At 56.8% G+C, this 21,345-nt stretch carries 15 protein-coding genes; 4 read left to right on the forward strand and 11 right to left on the reverse strand.

Features of this window, described 5'->3' with window-relative positions:
• Nucleotides 1-25: 25 nt before the first annotated feature.
• Nucleotides 26-1,504: a sulfatase family protein gene (locus PAE68_RS16655; protein ID WP_281888784.1), complete on the forward strand. Its 1,479-nt coding sequence runs from the start codon at nucleotides 26-28 to the stop codon at nucleotides 1,502-1,504.
• Between the two features lie 140 nt (nucleotides 1,505-1,644).
• A complete protein-coding gene (locus PAE68_RS16660) occupies nucleotides 1,645-2,478 on the forward strand; it encodes a helix-turn-helix domain-containing protein (protein ID WP_281888786.1) in 834 nt (277 codons plus the stop codon).
• A gap of 94 nt (nucleotides 2,479-2,572) precedes the next feature.
• Here PAE68_RS16660 and PAE68_RS16665 read toward each other — a convergent pair whose 3' ends face one another.
• The 10 genes from PAE68_RS16665 to fucU all read right to left on the reverse strand — a co-directional run bounded on the left by PAE68_RS16665 (nucleotide 2,573) and on the right by fucU (nucleotide 16,300).
• Complete coding sequence (locus PAE68_RS16665) at nucleotides 2,573-5,080, reverse strand: excinuclease ABC subunit UvrA (RefSeq protein ID WP_281888788.1); 2,508 nt, start codon at nucleotides 5,078-5,080, stop codon at nucleotides 2,573-2,575.
• A gap of 168 nt (nucleotides 5,081-5,248) precedes the next feature.
• On the reverse strand, nucleotides 5,249-6,898 hold the full coding sequence (locus PAE68_RS16670) for an ABC transporter substrate-binding protein (protein WP_281888790.1): 1,650 nt from the start codon (nucleotides 6,896-6,898) through the stop codon (nucleotides 5,249-5,251).
• A gap of 92 nt (nucleotides 6,899-6,990) precedes the next feature.
• On the reverse strand, nucleotides 6,991-7,899 hold the full coding sequence (locus PAE68_RS16675; protein WP_281888792.1) for a carbohydrate ABC transporter permease: 909 nt from the start codon (nucleotides 7,897-7,899) through the stop codon (nucleotides 6,991-6,993).
• Between the two features lie 10 nt (nucleotides 7,900-7,909).
• Entirely contained in the window at nucleotides 7,910-8,830 is a 921-nt protein-coding gene (locus PAE68_RS16680; RefSeq protein ID WP_397379498.1) for an ABC transporter permease, read from the reverse strand.
• A gap of 292 nt (nucleotides 8,831-9,122) precedes the next feature.
• Entirely contained in the window at nucleotides 9,123-11,339 is a 2,217-nt protein-coding gene (locus PAE68_RS16685; RefSeq protein WP_281888796.1) for a helix-turn-helix domain-containing protein, read from the reverse strand.
• A 118-nt stretch (nucleotides 11,340-11,457) separates the two neighbouring features.
• Nucleotides 11,458-12,936: an alpha-L-fucosidase gene (locus PAE68_RS16690; protein ID WP_281888798.1), complete on the reverse strand. Its 1,479-nt coding sequence runs from the start codon at nucleotides 12,934-12,936 to the stop codon at nucleotides 11,458-11,460.
• A 35-nt stretch (nucleotides 12,937-12,971) separates the two neighbouring features.
• On the reverse strand, nucleotides 12,972-13,982 hold the full coding sequence (locus PAE68_RS16695) for a zinc-binding alcohol dehydrogenase family protein (RefSeq protein ID WP_281891109.1): 1,011 nt from the start codon (nucleotides 13,980-13,982) through the stop codon (nucleotides 12,972-12,974).
• Nucleotides 13,983-13,984: 2 nt separating this feature from the next.
• The gene (locus PAE68_RS16700) at nucleotides 13,985-14,947 is read right to left on the reverse strand and encodes an aldo/keto reductase (RefSeq protein WP_281888799.1); all 963 of its coding nucleotides are present in this window, start codon (nucleotides 14,945-14,947) and stop codon (nucleotides 13,985-13,987) included.
• A 92-nt stretch (nucleotides 14,948-15,039) separates the two neighbouring features.
• Nucleotides 15,040-15,870 (reverse strand): amidohydrolase family protein, encoded by an 831-nt coding sequence (locus PAE68_RS16705; protein WP_281888801.1) that lies wholly within the window; start codon nucleotides 15,868-15,870, stop codon nucleotides 15,040-15,042.
• The gene (gene fucU, locus PAE68_RS16710; protein ID WP_281888802.1) at nucleotides 15,860-16,300 is read right to left on the reverse strand and encodes an L-fucose mutarotase; all 441 of its coding nucleotides are present in this window, start codon (nucleotides 16,298-16,300) and stop codon (nucleotides 15,860-15,862) included. Before fucU ends, PAE68_RS16705 begins: the two co-directional genes overlap by 11 nt.
• A 152-nt stretch (nucleotides 16,301-16,452) precedes the next feature.
• On the opposite strand from fucU, the gene PAE68_RS16715 reads away from it, so the two are divergent.
• The gene (locus PAE68_RS16715; RefSeq protein WP_281888803.1) at nucleotides 16,453-17,331 is read left to right on the forward strand and encodes a helix-turn-helix domain-containing protein; all 879 of its coding nucleotides are present in this window, start codon (nucleotides 16,453-16,455) and stop codon (nucleotides 17,329-17,331) included.
• A 180-nt stretch (nucleotides 17,332-17,511) separates the two neighbouring features.
• Nucleotides 17,512-18,645, forward strand: coding sequence for a galactonate dehydratase (dgoD, locus tag PAE68_RS16720; protein ID WP_281888805.1), 1,134 nt, complete (start codon nucleotides 17,512-17,514; stop codon nucleotides 18,643-18,645).
• 195 nt (nucleotides 18,646-18,840) lie between these two features.
• On the opposite strand, the gene PAE68_RS16725 is transcribed toward dgoD, so the two are convergent.
• The gene (locus tag PAE68_RS16725) at nucleotides 18,841-21,177 is read right to left on the reverse strand and encodes a hypothetical protein (RefSeq protein WP_281888807.1); all 2,337 of its coding nucleotides are present in this window, start codon (nucleotides 21,175-21,177) and stop codon (nucleotides 18,841-18,843) included.
• Nucleotides 21,178-21,345 lie beyond the last annotated feature (168 nt).

Consider the following 21,345-nt stretch of genomic DNA (forward strand, 5'->3'; position numbering starts at 1 on the left):
TACACACGCTGGAGGCTGAGCACGAATGACCAAGCAACCAAACATTCTCTACATCATGTCCGATGACCATTCCGCCGAAGCGATCAGCTGCTACGGCTCGAGATTGAGCAGCGTCTTCCGCACGCCGAATCTGGATCGACTCGCGGAGGAGGGCGTTCGCATGAACAGCTTCTTCAGCACGAATTCGATCTGCACGCCTGCGAGAGCATCGATCATGACGGGGCAGTACGGTCACATTAACGGCGTACGCACCTTGAGCGATAGCTGGCGGCCGGACCGTGGGCCGAACCTCGCCCGTGAGCTGCAATCGCACGGCTATGAGACCGCGCTGTTCGGCAAGTGGCACCTGCATTGCGAGCCGGAGGGCTTCGACGATTACAGCTATTTGACCGGCTTCGGCGGACAAGGCTCGTACCAGAATCCCGAGTTCCAGTCGAAGGGTCAGCCCGTGCGCTGCCACGAAGGCTACGTCACCGATCTCATTACCGACATGACGGTGCATTGGCTCGAGCAGCGCAGCTCAGGCAAGCCCTTCTTCCTCATGTGTCACCACAAGGCTCCCCATGACTTCTGGGAATATGCGGATCGACACGAAGCGCTGTTCGATGGCATCCACATCCCGGCACCGGACAGCTTATTCGAGGATCGAAGTCACCGCAGTGAGGCGTCCCGCGATTATGGCAGCTCCGTCACACCGCGCAGCAACGTCCGCAGTCTGTACGAGGACTTCTGCGCGCCCGACTACGTCACAGGACCGCTACAGGGCACGGAGGAGATGACCTTCGAGCAGAAGGGAATGGCCGCCTACCAGAAATATCTTAAGGACTACCTGCGCACCGTGGCCGCCATCGATGATTCGATAGGACGACTGCTCGACTGCCTCGAGGCGCTCGGAGAGCTCGACGACACGATCATCGTCTACACCTCCGATCAAGGCATGTTCCTCGGTGAGCATGATTACCAGGATAAGCGCTGGAGCTACGAGGAGTCGCTGCGCGCTCCGCTAATTATCCGATATCCGCGCTCCATCCCGGCACAGTCCGTCTGTGACGAGCTAATGGCCAATATCGACATGGCACCGACCCTGCTCGACTACGCTGGCCTTCCGATCCCGGCTACGATGCAGGGCACGACCCAGCGAGCGGTCATCGAGAGCCGCAGTGACGTGCCCGTAAGAACGAGCGTATACTTCCGCTACTGGATGCATCTGGCCCATAGGCACGATAATCCGGCCCACTATGGGATTCGCACACGGCAATATAAGCTGATCTTCTACTACGGACTGCCGCTCGACGCGAGCGGAGCGATCGATCGGCCGACGCCTCCGGGCTGGGAGCTGTACGATCTGACGAGCGATCCGTACGAGCTGAACAACGTCTACGGCGATCCCGCCTATGCAGACGTCACGCACCGTCTGAAGGAGGAGCTGCACCAGCTGAAGCAGCACTACCGGGATACGGATGATCCGTATCCGGAGCTGGTGCTTCGAGCACAAGGCAAGTAACCGATCATGAGAGGATTCACGCACGCTGCCTGAACGTTTCCAATTCCGGTATACATCCCGTATACTACAGGTATATCAAGTGACCTGCAGTCCAGTCCATAATCTGGGTCGGTCGGAACGTTCGAGGGGCGTGATCAGACATGAACCGCAAGATGAAGCATACCTACTTGTCGCAGCTCCGCGTGTCGCTCATTACGTCGCGCTATGCGACGACTCCGCTCACATGGAGAGCCTCGCCGTCCGAGCTCGAATTCAACAAGCTGTACTACATTCGGGACGGCGAAGGCTGTGTGACGATCAACGACAAGACGTACTACCCAAGACGAGGGGACCTCCTGTTCATCCCGGAAGGGTGCATCCATGGCTACTCGCTCGAGAACCAGAAGCCTTATACGAAGTACTGGTGTCACTTCACAGCCAACATCGGCTCGCAGCCACTTGCTGCTGTCTGCTCGTTCCCGAGCCTGCTTCAAGTCGAGGAAGGCACAAGCGCCCAGCAGCTCGAACATCTGTTCGATCGCCTCATCGAGGCTGAGCGATCACCCGATCCGTGCGCCCCGATCCTGACCCAATCCGTACTGCTGGAGCTCGTGTACTTCTACTTGCAGACGGTTGGTCCAGAGCAGCTGACAGCCAGGCCGCTCGAGACGTACACCGATATGAGCAGTCTGCTGCCCTATATCGATCAGCATCTGGGCAGCAAGCTGACGCTGCAGCAGCTCGCGGACATCGTCAACGTGCATCCGAATTACATGGTGCGGCTGTTCAAGGCGCAGTTCGGCTTCACACCGATCCAATACTTGAACCTGCAGCGCATCCGCGCCGCCAAGGAGCTGCTCATGCTGGGCAAGCTGTCGATCAAGACGGTCGCCGAGCAGACTGGCTTCGAATCTCCGTATTATTTCACCCAAGTGTTCAAGAAGCATACCGGACTGACCCCCACCGAATTCCGCAAGCTCGACGGTCATGAATGAAGAGCAGCAGCCTTCTACGGACTGCTGCTCTATTCATCGGGATACGAAGCTACCGCGTCAGCAGCTGAGTACGCATGTGACAGATGCAGCGAGCCTACAAGAAGGGGCCGATCTGTGAGGTAGCATGGCCCCGCACCTGTGACACCGTCCCTTGACAGAGTAAGTATCCGCCTCGCTCACCGCCCTCAGGGCCCAGCTCCACAATCCAATGCGCTCGCCTGATCAGCAGCGGCTTATGCTCGATCATAATAACCGTATGTCCGAGTCGAATGAGCTCGTCGATGGCCGCCCCTAGCTTATCTGTATCTTGAGGATGTAAGCCGGTAGAAGGCTCATCCAGCACATATAGCGTATGCTTATCTACGGGACTCTGCAGCTCCTTAGCCAGTTGAATACGACGCGCTTCTCCTCCTGACAGCGTGCTGGCAGGCTGACCTAACGGCAAGTACCCCAGCCCCAATCGTAGCAGCCACTCGAGCCGCTGATGAATCGACGGCACATCAGCGAATAGGTCTGCCGCTTCTTGAATGCTTGCCTCGAGAATACTCGCAATGGAATAGCCCTTGTAAGTCACCTTCAGAATGTCTTCCGTGTAGCGCGAGCCCCGACATGTGTCGCAAGCTACCATCGCGTCAGGCATGAAGTACATATTCGTCTTGATGACTCCATGCCCTTGACAGTTCTCGCAGCGTCCTCCCTTCACATTGAACGAAAAATGTGACGCTTTATAAGCGAAGCCAGCCTTCCGAGCTTGAGCAGCAAACCATTCACGGATCGCATCGAAAATACCAGTATACGTTGCAGCATTGGACCTGGAGCTGCGTCCCATGTCCTTCTGGTCAATCTCCACAATTCGCTCGATGCACTCGGAGCCGCTCCCCCTCTTATCCCGAATGGCTGGCAATAGCTCGTCGAAGAGCAGCGTCGTCTTCCCCGAGCCGGACACACCCACCACAGCTGTAATGGAGCCTAGCGGAAATTCAGCGCTCACCGCCTTCAGATTTCGCTGCGTCACATCCGTCAATCGAAGCCAACCTGACTTCTGCGCCTGCTGACGTTCAGACCGTAGGGCGCGCTGGCTCCCTTCGGAGACCCCAGACCGCTCATAACCCTCAGAATCGGAGGCAGCTCCGTTCCCGGCCTGAATATATCTGCTCGTCAAGGAGCTGCTGCAGCTCAGCATGCTGGACACATCGCCTTGAAACACAATCTGTCCCCCATGCCGCCCCGCCCCCGGTCCGACCTCAATCACATAATCCGCAAGCGCTGCCAGCTCCAGCTGATGCTCCACGACGATGACTGTATTCCCTCGATCTCTCTGCCGCTGCAAGGAACGGAACAGCCTCTCGACATCCTTGGGATGAAGACCCGAGGACGGCTCATCGTATACGAAGACAATGTCGGTCAAATTGGAATGCAGGGAGGAGGCGAGTCGCACACGCTGCGACTCACCTCCGGATAGGCTCGTCATCGGGCGGTCCAGTGTTAGATAGGACAATCCGACATCCGCTAGGCTCTGTACCCGTTCCTGCAGCTCGTACATGAGCGGCTGAACAGCAGCGAAGGACGACAAGCCTCTATAGCTGTCTGTCCACTCCTCCAACAACACACCTAATCCGCGTAGCGATAGGCCGCAGGCTTCGGCGATGGAGGTGCCGTTAATCGTAAGGCTGCGAGCATCCGCCTTCAGCCGCGTCCCTTGACAGGACGTACAGACCTGCTGCTTCATGAGCGGCTTGAGGTCGGACGTTTCACTTGCAACATGCCCCGGATTGTCGAAGAAGCGACGCCTTACCGCAGGCACTGCACCCTCGAAGCGCCCGGTCTCGGCCGTCTTGGGAGGAGGAACGTCCGGTCTAAGCTGTCGAATACGCTCGTCATCGGTTCCATAGATAAGCAGCTCCTGCAGCATGGCAGGCAGCTCACCGATCGGCTTGTGCATATGTTCCGGCTCGAAGGGCAGTCCGTAATGCCGGGCAGCTTGAACGAGCGCAGTCTCGAAGAAGCGGCCCACCCCCTTCTTCCAGGCGAGCATCCCGCCTCCGGTAATCGATGCTTGCAGATCGAGCAGCTTGTCAGGGTCCGGGATCAGCTCCTCACCCAGTCCACCGCAAGTCTCACAAGCTCCATACGGTGTATTGAACGACAAGTGAGCTAATGTGAGCGGTGTCAGCTCTGCCGAGCACTCCGGACATGCCTTATGCGCCTTCGAGTCGGAGAGCGCAATCCCGGCCCCGCACTCGCCGCACTTGCGTACACTTGCGGCGAGATACAGAATTCGCAGATGCGTATAGATCTCGCTATATGTCCCCACGGTAGAACGCGGATGATCGTTCGTCCGCCGTTGAGACACCGCGACGACTGGTGCGAGATTGACCGCCTCCCGGAAGTGTGGACGCTGCACCTGCTCCGCCACTCTCCCCATCGTCAGCAGATGCTGCCGCTCCGCTTCCTTGCACAGCACATCGAACAATAACGTAGACTTGCCCGAGCCGGATAGTCCGGTAACGACAGTTAGCCGCCGCTTCGGAATCGCCACATCGATCTCCTTCAGATTCCGCTCCGTCACTCCATACAGACGAATATACTCGACGTCATTCATATAGGGTTTCCCTCCGACAACTAAGAATAGCTTAAGCCTACCATCCAACTATGACACAACATGTCGTAGTCGCTCCTATCGTATAGCTCTAAGCGCTTCCAACTGAACAGATTGCCGGAGGTGTACGTCTGCTATTATGCGGATGCAGCTCACATCGGTAATGATCGCCTACTTCTTATACCGCGCGTCATAAGCTTGCTGCAGTATCTCCAGGTACCGCTTGACGTTCATGTTGTTCAGCTCATTCACATAGCTGTCCCAGCCCTTGCTCAAGTCCGCCTCACCCATGACGAATTGGACGAGCATCGTGTCCACATAATCTTGAATCGTCTTCTGCAGGCCAAGCAGCTCGGACGATTGCTCCTCGTTGAAGACGAGCGGCGGTACCATGACCGCTTCGTTACGGAACGGCTCGTACCCCTTCGTCGACGAATGGAGTACATACTCTACATTATTCTCCGGATCATCGATCGCTTCCCCTACCCGGAATTTCACCGTACGATTCGTCGGGTTCGCCTGATTCCAGTACGCGTTCTTCGACTCGCTGACGTTCTTCAGCCGCACGTATTCCGCCTGACCTCCCTCAAGCCCCTTCTCGCCCTCCTTCGCCTTCCTCCAATCTTGCCCTTCAACCCCGAACAGGGAGAACATCTGGACCTCCGGATCATAGAAGGCGTCTGCCAGACGGACCGCCACATCGGGATGCTTCGTCGTCGCACTGATGACCAGTCGTCCGCTGACGATTCCGTTCGTGTTCTGTGTATTCACATATTGCGCACCGCCTGGACCCTTAAGCGGAGGAACAACGACATAATCCTTCCAGCGCGTCTTGTCGAATACTTGCAGCGGACTTCCGTTCGGTACAGCACCGAGCACGACGACGTCCTTGTTGTTGCCGAGCTGCTTGAGCTGGTCACCATCCTGAACGAACGACTGCGCGTTAATCAGCCCTTCGTCGTACAGCTTCTTCAGATAGGCGACACCCTCCTTGTAATTCGGCGACAAGAAGGCAGGCTCAATCTTACCGTTGTTTAAATATACTCGCTTCGTTGCATCTCCGTTAATGACATCATAGTACACAAAGGCATTCATCAGGAACCCCTCGATCGAAGCGTTCCAGCCCTTCGGGGAGCCCGACAGCGGTATCTCATCAGCCTTGCCGTTACCGTTCGGGTCCTTCGTCTTGAACGCCTTCAGCACCTCGTAGAACTCCTCTGTCGTCTGAGGCACCTGCAGTCCGAGCTGATCGAGCCAAGGCTTGTAGATCCACATTTTGCCCGAATAGGAGCAGTGGAAGCACTCGTTAACCTCCGGCATCGTATAGATATGTCCGTTGTTGGACGTGATGAACGGCTTCACATTCTTCTGCTTGCTGAAGATGTCCTTCGTATTCACGGCATGCTTCTCAATGAAATCCTCCAGCGGCAGGAACACGCCCTGACTTCCGTATATTTCCAGTTGGGCCGGAGTAACGCCCATGTTCAGGAAGATGTCCGGATACGAGCCGCTTGCCAGCGTCAGGTTCAGCTTCTCCTTCATGTTCGATTCCGGAACGGTCTCCCACTCCAGATGAACATTCGTCTTCTCCTCCAGCCACTTCGTAAAAGCATTCGTCCGGTAATCGTCAACGCCCGGCCTTAACGCGGCCAGCACCTTCAGCGTCACCTTCTCCTTCACGATCGGATACGTACCTGGAGCGGTCAGATTGTCGTTCACTTCGTTCGCCGTACTGCCTTCCGGACTTGTGCCCTGGGACGTGCAGGCGGTCAGCAGCAGGCTCGTCGCCAGCGCGGCCATTGCGTATTTTTTCAAGACCATGTGTGTATGCCTCCCCTAATTGTCATTCGAATTATAGCTTGGTGCTGCCTTCGGATATTCACCTCCCTGCCAGAGTCTAGCACCGTTAGGGCCTATTCCTTCAACGAACCGATCATGACGCCCTTGACAAAATATTTCTGCACGAACGGATAGATCATCAGCACAGGTCCCGCGGCAACGACGATGAGCGAATATTTCAATAGCTGCCTGAGCGCATCCTTCTCCGCCAGCTCGGTGGCGTCGGCCATCATGCTCATGTCCACCTTGTTCTGAATCAAGATGTCCTTCAGGACGATCTGCAGCGGGTATAGCGACTGATCCTTCAAATATATCAGCGCGTTGAAGTATTGGTTCCAGTGGCCCACCGCATAGAACAGGCTGATGACAGCGATGATCGGGGCGGAGAGCGGCAGCACAATTTTCCATAAGAATCGAAGATCGTTGCACCCGTCCATCTGAGCCGCCTCCAGCAGCTCATTCGAGATCGTCACACGGAAGTAGGTACGGGTGATGATGACGTTCCAGACGCTAAGCGCAGCTGGAATAAGGAGTGCCCAGCGCGTGTCGAGCAGGCCCAGATCCTTGACCAGCAAGTACCTCGGGATGAGGCCGCCGTCGAACATCATCGTGAATACGAACAGGAACATGAACAGCTTGCCAGCGTAGAAATCCTTGCGCGACAGTGGGTACGCGGCCATCAGCGTCAGCACGACGTTGAAGACGGTTCCAACAATCATGTAGTAGAACGAATTCAGAACCGAGGTGACGATCAGATTATGCTTGACAATCGCGGCATAGCCTTCGAGCGTCGGGTCAACGGGCCATAGCCATACCTTGCCCGAGAGGATCGCTGAGCTGTCGCTGAAGGAAGCGCTGACAATATAGATGAGCGGATACAGCGTACTGATGAGCGCTACGGTTAAGAGCGTGCCGTTCATCCAGTTGAACAGCCGGTCCTCGCGTGTATCCTTGATGGACAATGAGTGTGTATCGGTGTGCATCGTATTCCTCCTACCATAGACTTTCTTTGCCGACTCTGCGTGCGAGCTGGTTGACCGTGACGAGCAGAATCAGGTTGACGACGGACTTGAATAGGCCGATAGCCGCGGCGTAGGAGAAGTTCAGTCCGTCGGAGATGAGGCCAACCTTGTACACGTACGTATCAATGACCTCAGAGGTCAGCACGTTGACCGGATTCTGCATCAGGTATACCTTCTCGAAGCCGGTCTGCAGCAGATTGCCCATCGACAGAATGAGCATGATCGTCATAACGGGCATAATGCTCGGCAGATCGATGTGCCAGATACGGTGCCACTTGTTCGCCCCGTCGACAACAGCAGCCTCGTGCAGCGTCGGTGAGACGCCTGCGAGCGCTGCGAGATAGATGATGCAGCCCCAGCCGGCGTTCTGCCAGATGTCAGAGAACACATAGATCGATTGGAACAGCTCGGGCCGTGCCATGAAGTGAATCGGCTCATAGCCGAGCAGCTTCATGAATTGGTTGATCAGCCCGGTGCGCGGGTCAAGAAACTGCAGCAGCATCCCGACCATCACGACGGTAGAGATGAAGTGCGGCGCATACGTGACGAGCTGTACCAGCTTCTTGAAGCTCGCGTGACGGGCGTAGTTGAGACAGAGCGCGAGAATGATCGGCACCGGGAACCCGACGACGAGCTGGTAAGCCGCCAGTCCAATCGTATTCTTCAGCACCTTCCAGAAATCATACGAGCCGACAAACCGCAGCATATGCTTCAGACCTACCCATTCACTGCCCACAATTCCCTTCACGGGAATGAAGTTCTTGAACGCAATCTGCGCACCGTACATCGGATAATACTGGAACACGAGGATGTACAGGAGCGGTAGCAGGAACAGCAGCAGGAGCTGTCGGCTCTTCATGAACCGTCTATAATGGTCCCGCCATCGCGGCATGGCGTCGGTGCGGACAGCCGCGTCTTGCGTTTGTGAAGCCGTTTTCAATTGTGACCTTCCCCTTTCGTTCAGCAAGTCGTTCTGCAAGCTGGTTGAGATGCTCTAACCTTACGGGATGGTGTCGAGAAGTACAATCTGCAAGTGCTTACACAGTATGCAATAGGCCGAAACCGCTATCATGCAATCGATTATTCATTATTCCTTTTCACGAAAAAGCTGCTGCAACGCGCACCGCACACAGCTCCTAGCGCGTTGTAAGGCCGGACAGCTGACCTCGAACGCCTTATGCGCCCTACGCGAACGCATTGCGGTAGCTTGTCGGCGTCACGCCGTGGATGCGCTTGAAGGCGCGGCTGAACGAATTCAGCGAGGTGAAGCCGACTCTCCCCGCAATCACCTCAATCCCAAGACTCGTATGCACGAGCAGCTCCTTGGCCGCACTCATTCTGCGCATGTTCAAGTAATCGGAGAAGGGCAGTCCGGTATATTCCTTAATCAACAGCGACAGATACGTCTCCGATATCTGAAATCGGCCGGACAGCAGCGCAAGGCAAAGCCCACTGTCACCGTAGTGCTCATCCAAATAAGCGACGGCCTCCATGATAAGCTCCTGATTGCGCTGACGCTTACGGTCATTGACCTGCTCCCCTGCCTCGAGGAGAAGCTCCGTTAGCTGTCTGAAGCAAGACTCTGCCTCCTGCAGGGTGCCGGGAGGAGACAGATGAGGTGCCAGCAGCAGAGTGCCGGCCTCCTCCGCAGGCTGCCGCTCCTCCTGCTCGCTCTGCTTCATGACGGTGCCCATCAGCTCGCATACAAACAGTCGCAGCACCGGGAAGACGAGAGAGCGCTGGCGGAAATTCTCCTCATACAGCAGCTCAATCGTCTTCTTCAGCTCGTCAAGACTACCGCTTCGCACATAATTAAGCAGCCTCTGCTCCAGCTCGAACGGGTAATAATACGTCATCGGGCTGCGAGGCAGCCGTTCATAATGCATGATTGAGGTGTCCTCTGTCACGGCGAACGTCACGGCGCAGGCTGCCTCCTGATACGAGGCCGAGACCTCCAGCAGTGACGTATAAGCCCGGCCAAGACCGATCTGCAACGTATTGGCATAACGTTCGCTGAATTGCTCCTTCACCTGCTGGAGCGTCTCCTCTAGCTGCTCCATCCATGCTGCTGCCTGGTCACCTTCGAGACTGTACAGCACCGTGAGCTCATTCTCCGCGGTCTCGAGCATATAAGGCGTAGCCACTGCGGCTCCCTCAAGCAGCTCTCTAAGACCCGCCTTCTCCCGATCAAGCCGTCCCCATGCGCTCTCATCCATCGTATCGAGGATGTAGCGAATCTGCACAACCGCACACCTATGCAGTGAGCCGTCGAGCCTTATGCCCACATGCTGCTTCAACGAATCGAGACTGGACTGACTCGTGAAGGAGCCGTCGAACAGACGCTGCAGGAACGCAGCCTGCAAGAGCGGCCTCTGCAATTCGATGCTGCGGTGCAGGCTCTCGTTATGCAGCTCGAGCTGGAAGACGGTCTGCGTCAGCTTCTTCATCGGCTTGCTGTTGCGGTAGGCGAACATTCCGGAGACGATTCCTCCAAGAGCGAGCATGACCGTCAAGATCGAGGAGAACAGCTGTCTAAGATCGTGAACCTTGCTCAGTACGACGTGGCGCGGCTGTATGGCGACCAGCTTCCAGCTGCCGTTCTCCAGCGCGATAGACGTCTTCAGCAGCTGCCTTCCCTCCTGCTCCTGCTCACGTGCAAGATCGGCTGGCGTGAGCTCTTCAGCATCCGATTGTCCGGTCACAGCTAATATGACCTCACCGCGCTCGTTCATCACGTACACATACCCTCCGCCCTCAAGATCGATTCGGCTCAGCGCCTGCTTCATCGGCGTGCTGTCCAGCATGAGCACGAGATGCGACAAGTAATGATTCGGATAGCCAATCGAATGCACATACGGAATGAGACGCTGCTCGCCATTATTCGTCCGCAGCACCCGCTCCGTCATCACCTCCCGGAAGTAGTAGCGGTCGGGCATACTCGCAATGAAGTCCAGCGTCGATGACACCGGCAGCAGAGTCTCGCCGTTAGTATCCAGAATGGCATGACGGTCGGAGGTGACGACCAGACGGCTTCCCGGATAATACACATAGTAGCCTTGAATGGATGAGGTGAGCACGGCATAGCTCTTCAGCTGCTTCTCGAGCTCGAGGAGGCGCGAGATCTGACTTGACTGGTAAGGCTCCTGCACATATTGCATGGCGAGCACCTTCGGATCATTGCTCAAGGAGACGGCCAGCTGATACGTCTGGGCCAGCTGACGGTCCAGCTGCTGCTTGGCCAGCTCGAGAATGGCCCGGTTGCGGTTCATCACCTCCTCCTGCACCGTCTCAATCGTCTGCCTGTACATCATCCAGGCGATGAGAGCCGAGAGCAGCAGCACGCACAAGTACGGGAGCAGGAAGCTGAGCGCGATCCATCGACGCGGAAGCTGTACATGCACATGAATCCCCCCTTTTAATGTGTAAGCGCAATCATATTATAGGTTGCTAAACAAGTCAGTAGGTGTCAAAGAGCAGCCCTCCTGTCGAAAGCTGCTCTCTTGACTTGATCTATTCCAATCAATCCATCCCAATACGGAAGCCAACTGGATAAGGCGTCCGGGTCATCGAGGCGAGCTCGATATGCAGCCCTTCTGCCGTCCTGCTCCAATCCAATTCGCGGTCATCGCCCAGAAGACGGATGCTCGTAATCGTGCTCTGATAATGCTTGGAGCCTTCAGCGAGCGCTCGGATCGTCAGCGTGCCGGACTCCGGCAGCTTCAGCGCGTAGGCGTACAGCACGCCATTCTTGAACGTGAACCGGATGTCCTCTGTCGTGTACGGACTGCGCTTCGACTCGGTATGCATCCCCTCGTCCATCTGCGTCGGACCTTCACCGTATATTTTCCAATGACGGGTATCATAGATGCCTTCGCCATTCGCCTCCAGCCACTTCCCGATTGCCAGCAGAATCGCCTCGTCCTCCTCGGGAATGGTGCCATCGGCCTTAGGACCAACATTCAACAGCAGGCAGCCGTTCTTGCTGACGATATCGACCAGATCACAGACGAGCTCGACCGGGTCCTTATAGCTGTTATTGATGCTGTGCGACCACGAATTACGCGCGACCGAGGTGTCAGTCTGCCATAGCTCGGGACGAATGCCATTGAGCTGCCCCCGCTCCACATCATAGACGGCAGTACCATGCATGTATGCGTCGAGCTTGTAGTTGATCGCTACCTCCTTGCCCCACTCCACAGCACGATTGTAGTAGTAGGCGGCGAACTTCTTCAGATACGGCTTGAAGGCGACGTTCATGATCCACCAATCGAACCAGACGATGGACGGACGGTAGTTGTCCACCAGCTCGCACGTGCGCAGCAGCCAATCCGTCAGGAACTCCTCATCCGGAGGATGTCCGTAGATCGTCCAGCCGTTATCACGAGGCTTGGCCGGGCCGTACAGACTGCGGTACTGCTCATCCTGCACGTCAGAAGGAAACTCCATCCCGCCATCGAAGAACCACCAATGCTCGGCACGGTGAGATGAGACCGAGAACACCATATCGTGCTCCTCGATGGCCTCCTTGAGCTCTCCGATGACGTCGCGCTTCGGTCCCATCTGCACCGCATTCCAGATCGACAGGTCGCTGTTGTACATCTGGAACCCGTCATGGTGCTCGGCTACCGGCATGACGTAGCGGGCTCCGGCCTTCTTGAACAGCTCCGCCCATCGCTTCGGCTCGAACCGCTCCGCCTTGAACATCGGAATGAAGTCCTTGTACCCGAACTCATGCTGCGGACCGTACGTCTTGATATGATGATCGAATATGCTGACATCTTGCCGATCACGCTTCTCCTTCTGCTGCAGGTACATCTCACGGGGATACCATTCGTTCCCATAGGCCGGCACCGCGTACACTCCCCAGTGGATGAAGATGCCGAACTTCGCATTCTTGTACCACTCGGGAATCGTATAAGCGCTCAGCGATTCCCAATCATCCCGATACGGCCCCTTGCTAATGACGTCATGAACAGCTTGCATCGTGTATGCTGCCATCTCTATTCAGCTCCTCTGCTATGGATAAGGTATGTCTACAGCTCGACGATTGCCTTGATGACACGCTGCTCCGGCAAGAGCCACTGCTCGAATTCGTCGATCATCTGAGTGAAGGCGGCACGGTGCGTAATAAGCGGACCGACCTGAACCGCCCCCGAGCGTACAGCCTCCAGCACATGGCCAAAATCGTCAGCCGTCGCATTGCGGCTGCCCATCAAGGTCAGCTCCCGCTTGTGGAACTCCGGATCGTGAAACGTAATATCGCCCTTCACCAGCCCGACGTACACGAGCGTGCCGCCATGTGCAGCGTAATCGAACGCCGCCGTCATCGACCGTCCGTTACCGGTCGCGTCGAACACGACCTGCGGCAGCTCGCCTTCGGTCAGCTCGCGAAGTGCAGCCAGCGGCTCCTGCAGCGCATGGACCGTCTGCTTCACCCCGGCCCACCGTCTGCAGAAGTCGAGCCGCTCCTCGTTCACATCCATCGCGATCACCTCCGCGCCTGCGAGCCTCGCGAATGCCATCACACCAAGCCCAATCGGACCTGCGCCGATGACGAGCGCCCGCTGCCCTTCCTTCACCTGAGCTCTTCGCACCGCATGGGCTCCGATGCTCAGCGGCTCCAGCAGCGCCGCCTCGTCGAGCGTCAAGCCGTCAGCGCGAACCAGGTGCGAGAGGGGCACCGCGATCCGCTCGCGCATGCCGCCATCCATATGGACCCCGAGCACCTGCATGCTCGTACAGCAGTTCGTCTTGCCCTCCCGGCACGCCAAGCACTTGCCGCAATGCATGTAGGGAATGATGCTGACCAAGTCGCCCGCCTTCCACTCCGATTCGCCAGCGACACGCACGATTGTTCCAGACAGCTCATGACCGAGCACCTTCGGATAGGTGAAGAACGGCTGGTTGCCCTTATAGGCATGCAGATCAGTGCCGCATATTCCGATGCGCCGGATCTGGACGACCGCGCAGCCCTCGGTAAGCTCTGGCTCCTCCTGCTCCGTCATGACAAAGCGCTCCACCTGCTCACATATGATGGTCTTCATCTTCATCGGCTCTCCCTCCGTTCGCTATCCAGATGTCGGTTGTACATCGGCAGGCCGCTGCTCCAGCTCTCGTCCTGAATCGGAGCGAGAATGTGCTGCACCGCCTGAAGCAGCTCCTCATCAAGCGGCTCATCCACCCAGTCGGCATTCCTGCGAATATTGAGCGGATTCGCCGTACTGACGAGCGTCGTCGGAATGCGCTCCTCGCTCGTGGCGAATTGCACCGCCAGCTTCGCTATATCTGTCCCTTGACTCGCACAATATTCCGCCGCCTTCCGGCATACGTCCTTCACCTGCTGACTGGCCGGGTGCCAATCGGGAGCGCCTCTCGTACCGAGCAAGCCCATCGACAAGGGAGAGGCATTAATGACTCCAACCTGCTGCTGCTCGAGGAAGGGCAACAGCGAGAGCAGTGACGTGTCATTCAGCGAATGATGACAATACGAGATGATCACATCCGCCTCGACCTTCGGCAGCAGCTGCTCGAACATCGGCAGCGGCAAGCCGCATAAGCCGTAGAAGCGGATTTTCCCCTGGGCCTTCAGTGTCCGCAGCGTCGGGATCGCTTCCTCCACTATAATAGCCGGGTCGACGAACTCGACATCATGCAGCAGCAATATATCAACATCATCGGTCCCAAGACGCTGCAGGCTCTCATCCAGACTCGCGACGATTCGCTGGCGTGAGTAATCAAATTCGTCCAATCCGTACCGTCCCGCCTTCGTGGACAGCACATAGCGGTCGCGAGGAATCGAGCGCAGCGCATTCCCGAGCACTGTCTCCGCCTTCGTCAAGCCATAATAAGGTGATACATCGATCAAATTTATTCCCGTGTCGAGCGCCTCGTGTACGGTACGAATGCTCTCCATCTCATCGGTCTCGCGGAACACCGAGCCGAGCGACGAAGCTCCATAGCTGAGTACCGATACGTCAAGACCAGTCCGCCCAAGCTGACGATATTTCATAGGGATACCGCATCCTTTCTTCCTCATAAGTGAGTGTCCTGTGCCGACCGCGCAGCAACATCTGAAGCCGAGATCTCTTGGACCCGTTCGTGCTATATTCGATAAAATTGAAGCGCATTCCGTCCGAACAGCCGGGACCGCTCCGCCTCGCCCCAGCTCTGGGGAAGCGACTGCTCGAGCACGTCCAGCACCTCCTCATACGAGCCAGCGAGCAGGCACACCGGCCAATCGCTGCCGAACATGACCCGTTCTGGACCGAAGCAGTCCAGCGCATGCTCGACGTAAGGACGGAAATCGCTTACATTCCATGACGAGTGATTAGCCTCCGTCACCATACCGGACAGCTTGCCATATACGTTCGGATAGGCAGCTATCGCCTGCAGCTGCTCCCTCCACGGCTCCAGTACGCCCTGTGCAATCGCAGGCTTACCCAGATGATCGATGACCGCATGCAATGTCGGCGCATGCTTCAGCAGATTCAAGACCTCATCGAGCTGATTGGCGCGAACGAGCAGGTCGACAGGCGTCTGGTCCGCCTCAAGCCTCGTCCACGCGGACAGCCAAGGCTCACGAACGATAGCAGACGCATCGGCCATGTCCTGAATCATGACCCGTACACCCTTGAGCTTCGGATGCGTGCGGAACAATTCGTAATGCTCCCAGCACGAAGCAGCCTCTGCATCGAACAGACCGACGACGCCAAGTATGGAGTCGTGCTGCTCGGACAGCTCAAGCAAGAATCTCGTCTCCTCGAAGGTCGGTGCCGCCTGCACGACGATCGTGCCATCGAGCTGATGCGCCTTCAAGGCAGGCTCGAGCTGCTCTGGCAGCAGGTCGCGGTACAGCACCGGAAGCTCGGGCGTAATCCAGCCGTAATCTCCACGACTAATTCGCCAATAATGCTGATGCGCATCAATTCTCATGCTCTCGGATCACTCCCTTCTTCAAGATGAGATTGCCATACAGGGCGGTCTCCCCTGTCGCGACGATTGCGTACGCCTTCTTCGCCCGCTCATAAAAAGCGAATCGCTCGACCTGCTCGAGCGGCTCCTCGAGTCCTGTTCTTGCGCTCAGCGTGCTGCGGTAGCGCGTCCAGATCGGCGTCTGCACCGAATCGCCCGGTACGACCGCCATAACGAAGGCCGGGCGCTCCACGTATGAATCGAGCGGCATGAGCTGCACGATCGCCTCCAGCAGCTCAGCGATTCCGTGTCCGTCGCAGCGGACAAGACGCTGGGCGCAGCTTGCAGCCGGGAAGTTGCCGTCGGCGAGCACCAGCTCATCGCCGTGACCCATCTCCATCATCAGCTTCAATAACTCGGGTGAAATAATTCTGGGAATGCCTATGAGCATGCTGTTCGCCTCCTGATTTATTATTGCGCTTCAATCATCTACAATGTAATCTTAACATCATAATGAAGTGTAAAGTTACTTAATCATTGCAGAATTATACCCTATATTGATACAATAATATGAAATCTTAACATGAACGGAGCTGACCCCTGATGTCAAAAGCGATTCAGAAGCAATTCGCCGGCGATCGGCACTTTCCGCTCCAGCTTGTGTACCGTGACACGAAGAGCTATCAGAATGAGCTCCCCGACCACATCCATGAATGGTTCGAGCTGGTGTACGTATACGAAGGCTGCGGCACGATGTTCATCGACCAGCAGTTCCTCGAGATGCGTGAGGGCGACTGGTTCATCATCCCGGGCAATACGATTCACCGCGCGTTCCCTTCTGTGGAGAACCCGGTCACGTCCACGGCTATCTTCTTCAGTCCAGTGCTCGTACGACAGCAGCTGCTCGGAGAATCGTTCTCGTACCTCAGCTGCTTCGAGGAGGCAAGGAAGCGGAAGCAGTACAAGCTGAATATTCAGATACCTCACCGTGACGAGTACGTGCGACGGATCGACCTGATGCATGAGGAATGGCAGCTGCGCCCGCATGGCTACCGCCACGCGATGCTGCTCTACCTCGAGCACCTGCTCCTGCAGCTGCACAGGGAGGCTGTGCCCAAGCAGAGGCAGCTTCCCGGCGATCATGCCACCGTGCCCGCCTGGCTACGTAAGACACTCGAGCGCATCGATCTGTCGATCGGCGACGACTTGACGCTGTCCTCACTCGCAGCCTCTGCGAACGTATCGGCCGCTCACCTGTCACGCTCCTTCAAGCAGCATACCGGGCTCACCGTGAGCGAATATGTGTCGACCAAGCGCATGCTGTATGCAGCCGAGCTGCTTCATCAGACCGAGCTCAGCTTACACGAGATCGCCTCGTGCTGCGGCATTCACAGCATGACTCACTTTCATCGAAGCTTCAAGAAGACACTCGGACAGACCCCGGCGAGATACAAGCAGCTCGCTACGATACGGAAGGCGTGAGCCGTCTGCAGTCTGTGGTCTGTGGTCTGTGGTCAGTGGTCAGTGGTCAGTGGTATCCATGACTCTCAATGTGTTCTCACAAATTTAATATTATCTTTGTATTTTAGAACATTTTTATATAGAATGGAATTAGTTCTGAAATATCAGGATAGATAATCTATTCAATAAGGTGGGTTAGCGATGAAAATTACGAAGCTGGAGCTGTTTCATGTCAAGCCACGTTGGCTTATTCTGAAAACGCATACCGACGAAGGCATATGCGGCTTCGGGGAGCCGATCGTCGAGGGGAAAGCCCGCACGGTGGAGATGGCGATCAAGGAGCTCGAGCCCGTACTGCTCGGACAAGACCCGATGCAGATCGAGCATCTGTGGCAGACGATGTACCGAGGTGCCTTTTACCGGGGAGGTCCGATTCTGGTCAGCGCCATTAGCGGCATCGAGCAGTCGTTGTGGGACATTAAGGGCAAGGCGTACAACGTGCCGGTGTACGAGCTGCTCGGCGGCGCTTGCCGGACGAAGATCCGCATGTACGCCCATTGCCGGGGCGAGTCGCCGGAGGAGCTGGCCGAGGCGGCACGCAAGCTGAAGGCGCAAGGCTTCACGGCCGTTAAGATCGGCATCGATGCGCCAGTCCTCAACGTAGACAGCATGGCCTACGTCGAGCGCCAAGCGGCACGCCTAGAGGCAATCCGCTCGGCCACTGGCCCAGAGATGGATATCGCGATTGACTTCCACGGCCGAGTGAGCCCGGCGATGGCGATTCGGCTGGCGAAGGCGTTCGAGCCGTTCTACCCGATGTTCCTCGAGGAGCCTTGTCTGCCCGAGAATGTGGATGCGATGGTTCGCATCGCCAATTCGACGTCGATCCCGATTGCGACGGGCGAGCGTCTGTACACGCGCTGGGGCTTCCGCGAAGTCATCGAGAAGCAGGCGGCTGTCATTGTGCAGCCGGACCTGTGCCATTGCGGCGGCATTCTAGAGGCGAAGAAGATTGCAGCGATGGCGGAGCTGTACTACGGCTCGATCGCCCCGCACAATCCGCTCGGTCCAATCTCACTCGCATCGTGTCTGCAGCTCGACGCTTGCACGCCGAACTTCCTCATACAAGAGCATCCGACGCTCGATGAGAAGTGGGATCTGGGCGTCGGCTACCTGAAGCAGCCCTTTGTCATCGAGGACGGCTATATCGAGGTGCCGAAGGGGCCGGGACTGGGCATTGAGGTCAATGAGGATTTCCTACGCGAGCAGCAATATGCCGGGGACTGGGAGACGCCGAGATATTACTACGAGGACGGCTCGCTGGCGGAGTGGTAGAGTCCGAATGACCTGCCACGGCTCGGCACCATAGCGAGCCTGACGGCTCAAGCTTCGTGACGTACTTGTGCAGCTGAAGGTGTTTATATGCAAGCGCTGTGCAGATAGGAGTGAAAGTGAAAGGCCCATGCGATGATCGCACGGGCCTTCTTCATTACCGAGGGCAATTCACTATGATCCTAACCAATCCTTGAATTACCAGCGAACATCATACATCTGAGCGTGGATGCTCTTCGCTGCGTTCACCATCGGCGCATAAGGCAGGTCGGCGACGTCCACGAAGCCGAGGTTGTAGTTCTCCCCGTCCCAAGCCCGACCGACGAGCGGCTCGTCGACGTATTGGAACCAATGCGCCCCGACGAAGTACGGGTTGTTCAGCGCTGAGTTCATGTACGTCGTATACTTCGCTCCGCGGTTCTGCTGGCTCGACGCAGCCGTATCCGGGTTCGGTCCAGCTCCGAACATACCGCGATCTGTCGCGCCGAACGCGTATTCGCCGACGATCATCGGCTTATCGAGCTGGCTGCCGATATGAATCCAGCTGTGACCATTTACCGTTTCCTTATAGATGTTGAAGCTGACCACATCGACGAATTCTGCTGCGGCCTGCTGCACCTCAAGGCTCGTCCCCCAGCTCGCGAAGCGTGCGCCGAGGTTCAGCTTGTTCGGAACCTTCGAGGTGAGCGCGCTATCTACGATTCCGAAATACTTACGCGCCAGCTCCTTGAGCATCGCGGAGTAATCCGGCACCATGCCATTGCTGATCGAGGCTGGCTTGAATGGAGCCTCCAGCGCTGCCCACGAAGCGAAGCTTGTGCCCCACTGCGCATTCAGTGCGCCGATGTTGTTGCTGTACTTCGTCTTCATCTGCGCGACCATCGCACGCTTCGCATGGCTGGTTGCCGCCTTCGCATCCATCGCCATAATATTCGTGATCAGAATATACTTGCTCTGCGTGCTGGACGGGTCCCCCCACGAAATTTCGTTGTCGACATAGACGCCGATCACCCATGGGTCCGTCGCGACCCCATAGTTCAATATTTGCTGGTTCAACATATTGTTCACGCTGGTCTGGAATTGCGGGTCGAACGGATCGGCGACCAGATCGCCGTTCGTGCTCGGAATTTTCGCATGGTTGCCATGCGTCCAGCCGTTCGCAACATAAGCGAGCTTGTTCGCCTCACCCTTGCCATGGAACAGCGTCGGATCGGACCAGTTGCCGAGTGAGTTGAAGCCCCAGTTTTTGAAGCGGGCGAGCGATACATTTTTCCACTGATTGATATAGTCTGCTCCGTACTTGCGCTCCAGGTTCGCCGAGTAGTGATTGAACAGCCAGCCCTCCGTCTGACCGAGTGGCGGCTTGCCGACGACCGTCGTGTAGCGCCAATGCTCGCCTAGTGAGCTCTCTCGCGTCGGAAGTCCAGCGAACATATTCTCTCGACCGGACACCCACGTATGCATGTCGTCCAGACGGACGATGTCAAGCCCCGTGGAGAAGAACAGATACCCTTCCGGATCGACGAGCGCCCACTTGCCCTGATGCTTCTGCACACGGAAGTGTCCCGTACCTGCAAGCTTCGGACCGTTCTTCCAGCCGCCGTACTTGCTCGTCGCTACTGGAGGAGCGCCTGTCAGCGTAGGGGCTTCGGCGTTCTTGTCGTTGATCAGATCCTGATCGGTCTTGATCTTGTCTGTCCAGTTCACCTTGGAATATTGACCGTACTTGTCAACGATGCCGTTCATATAGCTGAGGTCGGAGTTCGGGTCGTTGACCACATTGATGTTATCGAAGACGAGCGTCGTAGCGGTACTCGGCTGGAGCAGCCAGAACTGGAAGCTGACGATGTTACTCGTGTTGAGGCTCGTCTTCCCCCATGCGTAGCTCATCTGCGTCCCCGCCGGGGTAGGCGGCAGGAATCTCATACCGAAGTCGAGAACGTTCGAGCCGAGGCTTAAGAAATAGTTCTGCGTCGTCCCGGCCTTCGCCACCGCCGTGCTGACGATGGAGTGGTTCACGCCGTCTGAATTAACATTCTCGTCTACACGAAGGTAGAACGTGACATCCTTGTTCGTCGGATTCGTCAGCTGGAACGAGAGCGCCTTGTTGCTGCCGAAGTTCCACGGCGTCGACGGAGCGAATTTGACCGAAGGATAGTCAGCAGCTGCATAGTTCGCCTGCAGCGCCTTCGAGCCCGTCGTGTGATTGATGACCTGCAGAGTCGCCTGCTGGCCTGTCACATAGGACGGAATGACGCCATTGTCGAAGTTAATCGGCGTGAAGGCGACGCTCGCTGCGCTGACGGAGGCCGACGATGCGGACTGCTGCTGTGAAGCAGGTACTGGAGCTGGTGCAGCTTGCTGCGAATCGGCTTGCTGCTGCGGTGCTGGCGCAGCCTCCTGCGAATCGGCTTGCTGCTGCGACGCAGCGGACTCATTCGTTGCACTCGGCTGCTCGTTCATACCGTAGGACGGTATAGCGACGATGCTGGCGAGCATTGCGCATGTTAAAGCGCTTACCATGAACTTTTTCAACATAAATCCCTCCTAGAATGAGTGAGTTCTTCTTCTGTCCCTCTACGCGATGATAGAGCTTCCTTACATGGTCGTCTCGCAACGGCCCTCCTTTCTGTTCCTATTTCTTGCTATTTACATCGGCAATGAGCCGAGGAGCAAGACACGTGACAACGTCTAATAATTTCG

This window comes from Paenibacillus sp. YYML68 (assembly GCF_027923405.1).
Taxonomy (GTDB): domain Bacteria; phylum Bacillota; class Bacilli; order Paenibacillales; family NBRC-103111; genus Paenibacillus_G.

Coding starts and splice junctions, on each gene's coding strand:
- PAE68_RS16655 (WP_281888784.1), top strand. CDS start 26: ATGACCAAGCAACCAAACATTCTCTACATCATGTCCGATGACCATTCC.
- PAE68_RS16660 (WP_281888786.1), top strand. CDS start 1,645: ATGAACCGCAAGATGAAGCATACCTACTTGTCGCAGCTCCGCGTGTCG.
- PAE68_RS16665 (WP_281888788.1), bottom strand. CDS start 5,080: ATGAATGACGTCGAGTATATTCGTCTGTATGGAGTGACGGAGCGGAAT.
- PAE68_RS16670 (WP_281888790.1), bottom strand. CDS start 6,898: ATGGTCTTGAAAAAATACGCAATGGCCGCGCTGGCGACGAGCCTGCTG.
- PAE68_RS16675 (WP_281888792.1), bottom strand. CDS start 7,899: ATGCACACCGATACACACTCATTGTCCATCAAGGATACACGCGAGGAC.
- PAE68_RS16680 (WP_397379498.1), bottom strand. CDS start 8,830: ATGCCGCGATGGCGGGACCATTATAGACGGTTCATGAAGAGCCGACAG.
- PAE68_RS16690 (WP_281888798.1), bottom strand. CDS start 12,936: ATGGCAGCATACACGATGCAAGCTGTTCATGACGTCATTAGCAAGGGG.
- PAE68_RS16695 (WP_281891109.1), bottom strand. CDS start 13,982: ATGAAGACCATCATATGTGAGCAGGTGGAGCGCTTTGTCATGACGGAG.
- PAE68_RS16700 (WP_281888799.1), bottom strand. CDS start 14,947: ATGAAATATCGTCAGCTTGGGCGGACTGGTCTTGACGTATCGGTACTC.
- PAE68_RS16705 (WP_281888801.1), bottom strand. CDS start 15,870: ATGAGAATTGATGCGCATCAGCATTATTGGCGAATTAGTCGTGGAGAT.
- fucU (WP_281888802.1), bottom strand. CDS start 16,300: ATGCTCATAGGCATTCCCAGAATTATTTCACCCGAGTTATTGAAGCTG.
- PAE68_RS16715 (WP_281888803.1), top strand. CDS start 16,453: ATGTCAAAAGCGATTCAGAAGCAATTCGCCGGCGATCGGCACTTTCCG.
- dgoD (WP_281888805.1), top strand. CDS start 17,512: ATGAAAATTACGAAGCTGGAGCTGTTTCATGTCAAGCCACGTTGGCTT.